Below are 11,990 nucleotides of genomic sequence, written 5' to 3'. Positions count from 1 at the left end.
ATGCCCTGAGCGTCGTCGGGGGCACCGCCCAGCTGTGGGCTGGGGGAGGGGGGAGCTCATGGGCGTGCGGCTGATGGTGGTCGACGACCACCGACTGCTCGCCGAGGCGCTCGCCTCGGCGTTGAAGTTGCGGGGGCATCGGGTGCTCGCCGCGGCCGCGCCGAGTGCGGGGGCAGCGGATCTGGTGGTCAGCCGGGCGCCGGAGGTGTGCCTGCTGGGGACGGCGGCCCCGGCCCAGCCGGGAGCCTTCGACCCGGTAGTACGGATCAAGCAGCAGCGGCCGCAGATCGCCGTCGTCGTGCTCGGGCCGGTGCCCAGCCCGCGCGGTATCGCCGCGGCCTTCGCGGCGGGCGCGTCCGGGTACGTGCGGCACGACGAGCGCATCGAGGGTGTCGAGCGGGCGATGATCAAGGCCAGGGCAGGGGAGGCGGCGATCGCGCCGCAGCTGCTGCAGGAGGCGTTCGTGGAGCTGCTCGACCCGGCGGCCCAGCCGGACGACGAGGCCGCCCGGCTGCTCGAGATGCTCACTCCGCGCGAGGCCGAGGTGCTGGTACGGGTCGCCGAGGGCGAGGACACCCGGCTGATCGCCGCCGGGATGGGCATAGCGCCGAGCACGGCCCGTACGCATGTGCAGCGGGTGCTGATGAAGCTGGGTGTCGGCTCCCGGCTGGAGGCGGCGGCGCTCGCCGCGCGCACCGGGCTGCTGGACCGGGCGCGCGGGCGTAGTTGAGCAACGTACGCCACGGTCGGTGAGCGCATCCGCGAACCCTCCCCCGAGGGCACCTCGGGCGGTTCGCGGCTCGCTCCGACGGGATGTGCCATCGCCGTCGGAGATCGTCGATCGGAATGAAACAGAAACGTACGGGCCGTGGCCGGACCTCCGGCCGGCCTTGATGACGTGCTGTGGTCGATCGTGACGAGGCCGTGGTACTTGCGGCGGTTTGGTGGTGGCCGACTTCGGTATTGACGAGCCTGTTCGGTTGTGATTCATTGTGTTGGTTTGTGTTGCGTCGGACCTGGCGGGGAGAGACGTGTGAAGAAGACGCCGACGCGGCTGGCGGACGGCCGTGAGCTGATCTACTACGACGCCCGGGACGACGCGGTACGCGACACCGTCGACCCGCGGCCGCTCGATTCGATCACCACCGCCTCCGAAATCCGCCACGACCCGCTGCTCGGCGACGATGTCGTCATCGCGTCCCACCGCCAGACCCGCACGTATCACCCACCGGCCGACGAGTGTCCGCTCTGTCCCTCCCGGGAGGGACGGCACACCGAGATCCCGGAACCCGACTACGACGTGGTCGTCTTCGAGAACCGCTTCCCTTCCCTCGCGGGCGACTCCGGCCGCTGCGAGGTCGTCTGCTTCACCCCCGACCACGACGCCTCGTTCGCCGATCTCACCGACGCCCAGGCGGGTCTCGTACTGGAGGTGTGGACCGACCGCACCGCCGAGCTGTCCCAGCTGCCCGCCGTCGAGCAGGTCTTCTGCTTCGAGAACCGCGGTAAGGAGATCGGCGTCACCCTCGGTCACCCGCACGGCCAGATCTACGCGTACCCCTTCACCACACCGCGTACCGAACTGATGCTGCGCTCCCTCGCCGCCCACCGCGAGCGCACCGGCGGCCGGAACCTCTTCGACGACGTCCTCGACAGCGAGCGGAGCGACGGCCGGCGCATCGTGCTCGAGGGCGAGCACTGGACGGCCTTCGTGCCGCACGCCGCCCATTGGCCGTATGAGGTGCACCTCTACCCCAGGCGCCGCGTCCCGGACCTGACCGGGCTCGACGACGCCGCCCGCGCGGAGTTCCCGCAGGTGTACCTGGAACTGCTGCGGCGCTTCGACCGGATCTTCGGGGTGGGTGAGCCGCCGACGCCGTACATTGCGGCCTGGCACCAAGCGCCCTGGGGCGACTGGGCGGGACGGGGCGTGGAGCGCGGTGAGTTCGCGCTCCACCTCGAGCTCTTCACCATTCGCCGCACTTCCGGAAAGCTGAAGTTTCTCGCGGGTTCCGAATCCGGCATGAATGTGTTCATCAACGATGTGCCGCCGGAGACCGCGGCCGACCGACTGCGAGAGGTAGCGAGCAAGTGAGCAACGGGCAGAAGAAGTACTTGGTCACCGGCGGGGCGGGCTACGTGGGCAGCGTGGTCGCGGCCCATCTGCTCGAAGCCGGGCATACGGTGACCGTGCTCGACGACCTGTCCACCGGTCACCGCGAAGGCGTGCCCGCGGGCGCCGAGTTCATCGAGGGGCGCATCCAGGACGCGGCGACGTGGCTCGACGCGTCCTACGACGGCGTGCTGCATTTCGCGGCCTTCTCGCAGGTCGGCGAGTCCGTGGTCAACCCGGAGAAGTACTGGCGCAACAACGTGGGCGGCACCACCGAGCTGCTCACCGCCATGCGCGACGCCGGGGTCCGTACCCTCGTGTTCTCCTCCACCGCCGCCACCTACGGTGAGCCGGCCACCACACCCATCACCGAGGACGCCGCCACCGCCCCCACCAACCCCTACGGCGCCTCCAAGCTCGCCGTCGACCACATGATCAGCGGTGAGTGTGCCGCCCACGGACTGGCCGCCGTCTCGCTGCGCTACTTCAACGTGGCGGGTGCGTACGGCGCGTACGGCGAGCGGCACGACCCCGAGTCGCACCTCATCCCGCTGGTGCTCCAGGTCGCTCAGGGCAAGCGCGAGGCGATCTCCGTCTTCGGCGACGACTACCCCACCCCCGACGGCACCTGCGTCCGTGACTACATCCACGTCGCCGACCTCGCCGAGGCCCATCTCCTCGCCCTCAGTGCGGCGGAGGCCGGCCGGCACCTCATCTGCAACCTCGGGAACGGGAACGGCTTCTCCGTCCGCGAAGTCATCGAGACCGTCCGCCAGGTCACCGGCCATCCGATCCCCGAGGTCGCCGCCCCGCGGCGCGGCGGCGACCCGGCCGTCCTGGTCGCCTCCGCCGAGCGGGCCCGGACCTCCCTGGGCTGGCGGCCGCGCCGCGCCGACTTGGCGGGCATCGTCGCCGACGCCTGGACCTTCGCCCAGAAGTTGGAGAGCGAGGCGTGACCCAGCAGGCGGCGCGGGTGGGAGGCGTCGAGGGCGTCGCGGCAGCGTTCCGGGAGCTGTACGGCGCGGAGCCCGACGGGGTGTGGTCAGCCCCCGGCCGGGTGAATCTGATCGGCGAACACACCGATTACAACGACGGCTTCGTGATGCCGCTCGCCCTTCCGCACACTGCGCTCGCCGCCGTGTCCCGCCGCGAGGACGGCGTGGTGCGGCTGCACTCCGGGGATGTGGACGGCGGCGTCGTCGAGGTGCGTGCTGAGGACCTGGACCCCGACGGGCGAGGCGGGGGCTGGGCCGCGTACCCGGCCGGTGTGGTGTGGGCGCTGCGCGACGCGGGCCACCCGGTCACGGGCGTGGATCTGCACATCCAGTCCACCGTTCCGACCGGCGCGGGGCTGTCGTCTTCGGCGGCCTTGGAGGTCGTCACAGCGCTCGCCTGCAACGACCTCTTCGGCCTGGGCCTGCGGCCCTGGCAGCTGGCCCGGATCGGCCAGCGCGCGGAGAACGTCTTCGTCGGCGTGCCCTGCGGGATCATGGACCAGACCGCCGCGGCCTGCTGCACCGAGGGCCACGCGCTGCACCTCGACACCCGGGACCTCTCCCAGCGCCAGGTCCCCTTCGACCTCGCCGCTCAGGGACTGCGGCTGCTGGTCGTGGACACCCGCGTCCGGCACGAGCTGGGTGAGGGGGCGTACGCGAACCGGCGCGCGGGCTGCGAGGAGGGGGCGCGTGCTCTGGGCGTGCACGCCTTGCGGGACGTTGCGTTGAAGCACATGGACGAAGCACTCGCCCGCCTGGACGACCCGACCGTACGCTGCTACGTCCGCCATGTGGTGACGGAGAACGCGCGCGTGGAGGAGGTCGTCTCCCTGCTCGAGGCCGGCGAGACCCGCGCCATCGGTCCGGTCCTCACCGCGGGACACGCCTCGCTCCGCGATGACTTCGACGTGTCGTGCGCGGAGCTGGACCTGGTGGTCGAGTCGGGATGCGCGGCCGGAGCGCTCGGCGCCCGGATGACGGGTGGAGGTTTCGGCGGCTCGGCGATCGTTCTGGTGGAGGAGGGGGACGCGGAGTCGGTGACCAAGGCCGTCACGGAGGCCTTCGCGGCGGCCGGGCACCGCAGGCCCCAGGTCTTCACGGCGGTGGCGTCCGCAGGCGCCCGCCGCCTGACCTGAGGCGCGAACGCGACAACGTGATGCACTTTGTCGAGTTGTGTTTCAATCCACACCATCTGGGCCCGGCTCGAGGCCTGGTCCGAACACTTTCCCCAATCCCCCTCCGCCGCTGTGACCCGGTCCTACGCTGATGCCCAGCACCGGTGGGGGCCGGTGTCGTTCAGGGGGCGAGACAGTCGGGTACGGCGCCCGGGGTGGGATGGCAGTCAGTGCACGGCGGCGGCCGTGCGACTGCGCAGCAGTCCGCCTCGCGCGCCGTACCCACTCTGCCCGTTGCCCCGAGAAGGGGGTCTCTTTGGCACACATCCGGCTTCTGGTCGTGGACGATCACCGCATCTTCGCCGAGTCGCTGGCCGCCGCCTTGGCAGCCGAGCCGGACGTGGACGTGGCGGCCGCAGGGAGCGGAGCCGCGGCGCTGCGCTGTATGGAGCGGGCGGCGTCCCAGGGGCGCGGCTTCGACGTCCTGCTCGTCGACGCCGACCTGGGTGCGTACGACGCCGGTGCGCCGACCGCCCCCGGTCCGGTGGCGAACGGCTCGATCGATGGGATATCCCTGGTGGCCGGGGTCCACGAGAGCCAGTCGGGGGTACGGACCGTGGTGCTCGCCGATCGCGACGACCCGCGCCGCGCCGCTGCCGCTCTCCAGGCCGGCGCCTCGGGCTGGATCGCCAAGGACTGCTCGCTCTCCCGCCTCCTCGCCATCATCCGCGGGGTGTTGCGCGACGAGACCCACCTCCCTCCCGCGCTGCTCACCGGCGTGCTGCGGGAGCTGACCGTGGCGCGCAAGCACCGCACCGAGAGCGAATGTCTGGTGGAGTCGCTGACCCCGCGCGAGCGCGAGGTGCTGCGCTGCATGGTCGCCGGTCTCGGCCGCAAGGCCGTCGCCGAGCGCCTGTTCCTCTCCCCGCACACGGTCCGTACGCATATGCAGAACGTGCTGGGCAAGCTCGGCGTCCACTCCACGCTCGCCGCGGTGGCTCTGGCGCGCCGGGCGGGCGTGGGGCCGGTCGACCTAGCCGGGGATGTTGTCGAACGGGGCGGTCAGCTGGCGTAGCAGATCGGCGAGCTCACCGCGCTGCCGGTGGGACAGCCCGGAGAGGATCGCCCGCTCCTGGTCCAGGAGCCCCGCCAGGGCCTGGTCGGCCCGGTTCCGGCCCTCCGTCGTGAGCCGCACGAGTACGCCGCGCCGGTCATTGGGGTCGGGCAGCCGCTCGACGAGGCCCTTCTTCGCGAGCCGGTCGATCCGGTTGGTCATGGTGCCCGAGGTGACGAGGGTCTGCGTGAGCAGCTGACCGGGTGACAGCTGATAGGGCGACCCGGCCCGGCGCAGGGAGGTCAGCACGTCGAACTCCCAGGGCTCCAGCCCATGCTCGGCGAAGGCGAGCCGACGGGCCCGATCGAGATGCCGCGCCAGCCGGCTCACGCGACTGAGCACCTCGAGGGGTTCCACGTCGAGGTCCGGGCGCTCCCGGCGCCATGCCGCGACCAGCCGATCGACCTCGTCCTCCATGGCGATCAGTGTAGTAGGTCTGTCGACGTGAAGTCTCTTGACGTCAAGAGATATTCTCGTGAACCTATGGGCATCGTCGGCGGGAGAAGTCATTCCGCTCACCGATGAGCTGCGACGTCAAGGGGGAACGACCAGATGCCAGCACCTGTCTGGGATCCACAGCAGTACCTGCGTCATTCAGGCCACCGAACCCGCCCCTTCCACGATCTGCTCGCGCGGATTCCCACCCTGCCGAACGGTTCCCGCCCGGCCCGCATCGCCGACCTCGGCTGCGGTCCCGGCAATGTCACCGCGCTGCTCGCCGACCGCTGGCCGGACGCCCGTATCACCGGCTACGACAACTCGCCCGAGATGCTCTCCAGGGCAGCCGAGCACGCCGGCCCCACCGGGGGCGGCGGCAGCCTCGACTTCTGCCATACGGACGCCGCCACCTGGGCACCCGACGAGCCGTACGACCTGATCGTCTCCAATGCGGCCCTTCAATGGGTCCCCGGCCACGCCGAGTTCTTCGCGGTCTGGACAGGCGCTCTGGCACCTGGCGGAACGTTTGCCCTCCAGGTCCCTGGCAACTTCGTGTCCCCCAGTCACGCTCTGCTGGGGGAACTGTGCGAGACGCCGCAGTGGCGCGACCGACTGGGCAGCCACGGGCGGAGGTTCGTCCACGTACTCGAACCGTGGGAGTACTTGACCCGGCTCGTCGAGCTCGGCTGTGACGCCGACGCCTGGGAAACCACGTACGTCCAGCTGCTCCAGGGAGAGGACCCGGTCCTCGACTGGGTCAAGGGCACGGCCCTCCGACCGGTCCTCACCGCCCTCGCCGACGACGAAGCCGCCCGTGAGGAATTCCTGAACCAGTACCGGGACCTGCTCCGCAAGGCCTACCCACAGGGCCCGCACGGCACGGTCTTCCCCTTCCGGCGGATCTTCGCCGTGGCCCGGAAGCTCTCGTGATGCTCGCCGCCATCGACCATGTGCAGCTCGCGGTGCCGCCCGGCAGCGAGGACCTGCTGCGCCCCTTCTACGCCGGTGCCCTCGGCATGACGGAGATACCCAAGCCGCCGGTGCTCGCCGACCGCGGCGGCTGCTGGTTCTCCTCCGGCACCGTGCAGCTCCACCTCGGGGTGGAGGGAGACTTCCGTCCGGCTCGCAAGGCCCACCCCGGCCTCCGCGTCACCGGCATCGACGCCGTAGCCGCCCGCCTGGCGGCAGCGGGCGCACCCGTGGTCTGGGACGACAAGCTGCCAGGCCACCGCCGCTTCTTCTCCGAGGACCCGGTCGGGAACCGCCTCGAGTTCCTCGAACCGGTCCAGCCCGGCAGCACGCCGGGCACCTCCGCGGACTAGCTGATCGGTCTGGGGCGCTAGCTCCGGCGGTGACCTATCAGCCGGGGCTTGGGCTCCAGACCGTCAAGACCGTGCCACGCCAGATTCACCAGATGCGCCGCCACCTCGGCCTTCTTCGGCTTGCGCACATCCAGCCACCACTGGCCGGTCAGCGCCACCATCCCCACCAGCGCCTGCGCGTACAGCGGAGCCAGCTTCGGATCAAAACCCCGGGCCTTGAACTCCAGGCCCAGAATGTCCTCCACCTGCGTGGCGATGTCGCTGATCAGCGAGGCGAACGTGCCCGTCGACTGCGCGACCGGGGAGTCCCGGACCAGAATCCGGAAGCCGTCCGTGTACGACTCGATGTAGTCGAGCAGTGCGAAGGCGGCCTGTTCCAGCAGCTCCCGCGGGTGACCGGCGGTCAACGCGCCTGTCACCATGTCCAGCAGCTGGCGCATCTCGCGGTCCACCACCACCGCGTACAGCCCCTCCTTGCCGCCGAAGTGCTCGTAGACCACCGGCTTGGAGACCCCGGCCTTCGCCGCGATCTCCTCCACCGACGTGCCCTCGAAGCCCTTCTCGGCGAAGAGCGTGCGGCCGATGTCCAGCAGCTGCTCCCGGCGCTCCTTGCCCGTCATCCGCACCCGGCGGGCGCGCCGGCCTCCTGAGGCGGAGGACCGGTCCTTCTCACTGCTGCTGTCGATCGGCACGCCGTCAATCATGCCGCCTTCGCGTCCTCGGTCTCACCCGAGATACGGCGGGCATCGATCCGGGCCCGGTCCGGCCAGCGCACGTCGTACGCCCAGCCGAGCCGCTCGAACCAGCGGATGATCCGGGCGCTCGAGTCGATCTGGCCGCGCAGTACGCCGTGCCGCGCACAGGTCGGATCGGCGTGGTGCAGGTTGTGCCAGGACTCGCCGCACGACAGCACGGCCAGCCACCAGACGTTCCCGGACTTGTCACGCGACTTGAACGGCCGCTTGCCCACCGCGTGGCAGATCGAGTTGATCGACCAGGTCACGTGGTGCAACAGCGCCACCCGCACGAGCGAGCCCCAGAAGAAGGCGGTCAGCGCGCCCTGCCAGGACCAGGTCACCAGGCCGCCCACCAGGGGCGGGATGATCAGCGATACGACCGTCCAGAGCACGAACTGCCGGGAGATCGTGCGGATCGCCGAGTCCTTGATCAGGTCGGGCGCGTACTTGTGCTGCGGTGTCTGCTCCTCGTCGAACATCCAGCCGACGTGCGCCCACCACAGGCCCTTGATCAGAGCCGGGATCGTCTCCCCGTACCGCCACGGCGAGTGCGGGTCTCCCTCGGCGTCCGAGAACTTGTGGTGCTTGCGGTGGTCCGCCACCCAGCGCACCAGCGGACCCTCCACCGCCAGCGACCCGGCGACTGCCAGCGCGATCCGCAGCGGACGCCGCGCCTTGAACGAGCCGTGTGTGAAGTACCGGTGGTATCCCACGGTGATGCCATGGCAGCCCAGGAAGTACATGAACACCATCAGCCCAAGGTCCAGCCAGCTCACCCCCCAACCCCAGGCCAACGGAACCGCGGCGACCAGCGCGACGAACGGAACGGTGATGAACAGCAGCAGGGTGATCTGCTCGATCGACCTCTTGCTGTCTCCGCCGAGCGTGGCGGAGGGGAGGGGGGTGTCGGCCGCCTTCGGGGCGTCTTCGATCACATCGGGGCTTGTGGTCATGGGGGCGTCCCTATCGGGCTGGACTTGGCTACGGTTCCGTAACCTACGGCTTCGTAAGTATGTCAGGGCTGGGTGTCCGGGCAAGAGGCGGTGGATAACGGCGTGGTGGCCGCGACCTATCCTGATGGGGTCGGACAGCGCGGTCCGCACCCTGCCCATCTTGCATTCCACTGCGAGGAGCCGCACCCGTGAGCAGTGCCGACATCACCCCCGAGACCTCGGACAACGCCGCCCTCCGGGCCGACATCCGGCGCCTCGGCGACCTGCTGGGCGAGACCCTGGTCCGCCAGGAAGGGCCCGAACTCCTCGACCTCGTGGAACGGGTCCGCGCGCTCACCCGGACGGATGGTGGCGCCGCCGCGGCCCTGCTGCGCGACACCGACCTGGACACCGCCGCCCAGCTCGTCCGCGCCTTCTCCACCTACTTCCACCTCGCCAACATCACCGAGCAGGTCCACCGAGGCCGGGAGTTGCGCGCCCGCCGCGCCGCCGAGGGCGGACTCCTCGCCCGCACCGCCGACCGGCTCAAGGACGCCGACCCCGAGCACCTGCGCCGTACCGTCGAGCACCTCGGCGTCCGGCCCGTCTTCACCGCCCACCCCACCGAGGCCGCCCGCCGCAGTGTCCTGGGCAAGCTCCGCCGGATCGCCGCGCTCCTCGAGGACTCCGCCGCCGACGGCGGCGACCTGCGCCGCGCCGACCTGCGCCTCGCCGAGAACATCGACCTCATCTGGCAGACCGACGAACTCCGCGTCGCCCGCCCCGAACCCGCCGACGAGGCCCGTAACGCCATCTACTACCTCGACGAGCTGCACCAGGGCGCCGTCGGCGACGTGCTCGAGGACCTCGCCGCCGAGCTCGAGCGGGTCGGCGTCCAGCTCCCCGCCAGCACCCGCCCCCTCACCTTCGGCACCTGGATCGGCGGTGACCGCGACGGCAACCCCAATGTGACGCCCGACGTCACCTGGGAGGTGATGATCCTCCAGCACGAACACGGCATCACCGACGCACTCGAGGCCGTCGACGGCCTCCGCGCCCTGCTCTCCCACTCCATCCGCTACACCGGGGCCACCGAACAACTCCTTACCTCCCTGCAGACCGACCTGGAGCGCCTGCCCGAGATCAGCCCCCGGTACAAGCGCCTGAACGCCGAAGAGCCCTACCGGCTCAAGGCCACGTGTATCCGCCAGAAGCTCGTTAACACCCGTGACCGGCTGGCCAAGGGCACCCCGCACGAACCGGGCCGCGACTACCTGGGCACCGCCGAACTGCTGCACGACCTCAGCCTCATCCAGGAGTCGCTGCGCAGCCACCGCGGCGGACTCTTCGCCGACGGCCGCCTCGAGCGCACCATCCGCACCCTCGGCGCCTTCGGCCTCCAGCTCGCCACCATGGACATCCGCGAGCACGCCGACGCCCACCACCACGCCCTCGGGCAGCTCTTCGACCGGCTCGGCGAGGAATCCTGGCGGTACGCCGACATGCCCCGCGACTACCGCTGCAAGCTGCTCGCCAAGGAACTCCGCTCCCGCCGCCCGCTCGCCCCGACCCCGGCCCCCCTCGACGCCGCCGGGCAGAAGACCCTCGGCGTCTTCCGGACCATCGGCGAGGCCCTGCAGCGCTTCGGTCCCGAGGTCATCGAGTCCTACATCATCTCTATGTGCCAGGGCGCCGACGACGTCTTCGCCGCCGCCGTCCTCGCCCGCGAGGCCGGGCTGATCGACCTGCACGCCGGCTGGGCGAAGATCGGCATCGTGCCGCTGCTGGAGACCACCGAGGAGCTCAAGGAAGCGGACCGGATCCTCGACGACATGCTGGCGGACCCCTCCTACCGGCGCCTCGTCGCCCTGCGGGGCGACGTCCAGGAGGTCATGCTCGGCTACTCCGACTCGTCCAAGTTCGGCGGCATCACCACCTCCCAGTGGGAGATCCACCGAGCCCAGCGGCGGCTGCGGGACGTCGCGCACCGCTACGGCGTACGGCTCCGGCTCTTCCACGGCCGCGGCGGCACCGTCGGCCGGGGCGGCGGCCCCACGCACGACGCGATCCTCGCCCAGCCGTGGGGCACCCTCGAGGGCGAGATCAAGGTCACCGAGCAGGGCGAGGTCATCTCCGACAAGTACCTCGTGCCGTCCCTGGCCCGGGAGAACCTGGAACTGACCGTCGCCGCCACCCTCCAGGCCTCCGCGCTGCACACCGCACCGCGCCAGTCCGACGAGGCCCTGGCGCGCTGGGACGCGGCCATGGACACGATCTCGGCAGCAGCGCACACCGCGTACCGGCGGCTCGTCGAGGACCCGGACCTGCCCGCGTACTTCTTCGCCGCCACGCCCGTCGACCAGCTCGCCGAACTGCACCTGGGCTCCCGCCCCTCGCGGCGGCCCGACTCCGGTGCCGGACTCGACGGGCTGCGGGCCATCCCCTGGGTGTTCGGCTGGACCCAGTCCCGCCAGATCGTCCCCGGCTGGTTCGGCGTCGGATCCGGGCTCAAGGCCGCCCGCGAAGCCGGACTCGAGCCGGTCATCGGCGAGATGCACCAGCAGTGGCACTTCTTCCGCAACTTCCTGTCCAACGTCGAGATGACACTGACCAAGACCGACCTGCGGATCGCCCGCCACTACGTCGAGACCCTCGTCCCGGAGGAGCTGCGGCACGTCTTCGCCACCATCGAAGCGGAGCACGAACTCACCGTCCAGGAAGTCCTCCGCATCACCGGCGAGCGCGAACTCCTCGACCACAGCCCGGTTCTCCAGCAGACCTTCCGCGTCCGCGACGCCTACCTCGACCCGATCTCCTACCTCCAGGTCGCGCTCCTGGACCGCCAGCGCAAGGCCGCGGCCCGCGGCGAAGAGCCGGACCCGCTGCTCGCCCGCGCCCTACTGCTCACGGTCAACGGCGTGGCGGCTGGCCTGCGCAACACGGGTTGACCTGCGGTCGGCTTTGAGTTCTCGCAACCGCGGCCCGGCGCTTGCAGCGCCGGGCCGCGGCTTTGGACTTCTCCGGGCGAGCCCCCGGGCCCCAGCGCCGGATTCTGCCGACGGCGGGCCTGCGCAACAGGGGATGACCGTGCGGACCACAGCGGCGCCGGACCCCCGACGAGGGGGGCCGACGCCACCGGGTACAGGCTGGTGCCGTCAGCTCTCGCCGCGGGTCTTGCGGCGCAGCACGAGCACGGCGCCGACGCCCAGCAGCAGCGCGGCCCC

At 70.9% G+C, this 11,990-nt stretch carries 11 protein-coding genes; 8 read left to right on the top strand and 3 right to left on the bottom strand.

The window, feature by feature from the left end; genetic code table 11:
• Positions 1-58: 58 nt before the first annotated feature.
• The 5 genes from ACTWQI_RS22265 (at position 59) to ACTWQI_RS22245 (ending at position 5,298) form a co-directional block, all read left to right on the top strand.
• On the top strand, positions 59-730 hold the full coding sequence (locus ACTWQI_RS22265; RefSeq protein WP_443273051.1) for a response regulator transcription factor: 672 nt from the start codon (positions 59-61) through the stop codon (positions 728-730).
• Between the two features lie 303 nt (positions 731-1,033).
• Positions 1,034-2,095: a galactose-1-phosphate uridylyltransferase gene (gene galT, locus ACTWQI_RS22260; protein WP_443273049.1), complete on the top strand. Its 1,062-nt coding sequence runs from the start codon at positions 1,034-1,036 to the stop codon at positions 2,093-2,095.
• Positions 2,092-3,069 carry a UDP-glucose 4-epimerase GalE gene (gene galE, locus ACTWQI_RS22255; RefSeq protein WP_443273047.1) on the top strand — a complete coding sequence of 326 codons (978 nt, stop codon included), beginning with the start codon at positions 2,092-2,094 and terminating at the stop codon, positions 3,067-3,069. Before galT ends, galE begins: the two co-directional genes overlap by 4 nt.
• On the top strand, positions 3,066-4,244 hold the full coding sequence (galK, locus tag ACTWQI_RS22250) for a galactokinase (RefSeq protein ID WP_443273045.1): 1,179 nt from the start codon (positions 3,066-3,068) through the stop codon (positions 4,242-4,244). The genes galE and galK overlap by 4 nt, the downstream gene beginning before the upstream one ends.
• A 295-nt stretch (positions 4,245-4,539) precedes the next feature.
• Positions 4,540-5,298, top strand: coding sequence for a helix-turn-helix transcriptional regulator (locus ACTWQI_RS22245; RefSeq protein ID WP_443273043.1), 759 nt, complete (start codon positions 4,540-4,542; stop codon positions 5,296-5,298).
• Here the strand turns inward: ACTWQI_RS22245 and ACTWQI_RS22240 are convergent.
• Positions 5,257-5,754: a MarR family winged helix-turn-helix transcriptional regulator gene (locus tag ACTWQI_RS22240; protein ID WP_443273041.1), complete on the bottom strand. Its 498-nt coding sequence runs from the start codon at positions 5,752-5,754 to the stop codon at positions 5,257-5,259. The genes ACTWQI_RS22245 and ACTWQI_RS22240 overlap by 42 nt on opposite strands.
• 135 nt (positions 5,755-5,889) lie before the next feature.
• Here ACTWQI_RS22240 and ACTWQI_RS22235 point away from each other — a divergent pair, with 135 nt between their 5' ends.
• Together ACTWQI_RS22235 and ACTWQI_RS22230 are read left to right on the top strand one after the other, a co-directional pair.
• The gene (locus tag ACTWQI_RS22235) at positions 5,890-6,705 is read left to right on the top strand and encodes a trans-aconitate 2-methyltransferase (RefSeq protein ID WP_443273039.1); all 816 of its coding nucleotides are present in this window, start codon (positions 5,890-5,892) and stop codon (positions 6,703-6,705) included.
• Positions 6,705-7,097 carry a VOC family protein gene (locus tag ACTWQI_RS22230; protein ID WP_443273037.1) on the top strand — a complete coding sequence of 131 codons (393 nt, stop codon included), beginning with the start codon at positions 6,705-6,707 and terminating at the stop codon, positions 7,095-7,097. Before ACTWQI_RS22235 ends, ACTWQI_RS22230 begins: the two co-directional genes overlap by 1 nt.
• A 17-nt stretch (positions 7,098-7,114) precedes the next feature.
• Here the strand turns inward: ACTWQI_RS22230 and ACTWQI_RS22225 are convergent, their stop codons facing one another.
• Both ACTWQI_RS22225 and ACTWQI_RS22220 read right to left on the bottom strand, forming a co-directional pair.
• The gene (locus tag ACTWQI_RS22225; RefSeq protein ID WP_443273035.1) at positions 7,115-7,801 is read right to left on the bottom strand and encodes a TetR family transcriptional regulator; all 687 of its coding nucleotides are present in this window, start codon (positions 7,799-7,801) and stop codon (positions 7,115-7,117) included.
• Positions 7,798-8,787: an acyl-CoA desaturase gene (locus ACTWQI_RS22220; protein WP_443273033.1), complete on the bottom strand. Its 990-nt coding sequence runs from the start codon at positions 8,785-8,787 to the stop codon at positions 7,798-7,800. The genes ACTWQI_RS22225 and ACTWQI_RS22220 overlap by 4 nt, the downstream gene beginning before the upstream one ends.
• Before the next feature lie 188 nt (positions 8,788-8,975).
• On the opposite strand from ACTWQI_RS22220, the gene ppc reads away from it, so the two are divergent.
• Positions 8,976-11,714: a phosphoenolpyruvate carboxylase gene (gene ppc / locus ACTWQI_RS22215; RefSeq protein WP_443273031.1), complete on the top strand. Its 2,739-nt coding sequence runs from the start codon at positions 8,976-8,978 to the stop codon at positions 11,712-11,714.
• The last annotated feature ends 276 nt before the right edge of the window (positions 11,715-11,990 follow it).

The sequence above is a fragment of the Streptomyces sp. KR80 genome, assembly GCF_052245555.1.
Taxonomy (GTDB): Bacteria; Actinomycetota; Actinomycetes; order Streptomycetales; family Streptomycetaceae; genus Streptomyces.
Note: the sequence above shows the minus strand (reverse complement) of the source record. Positions and strands in the feature narration are given on the sequence as shown.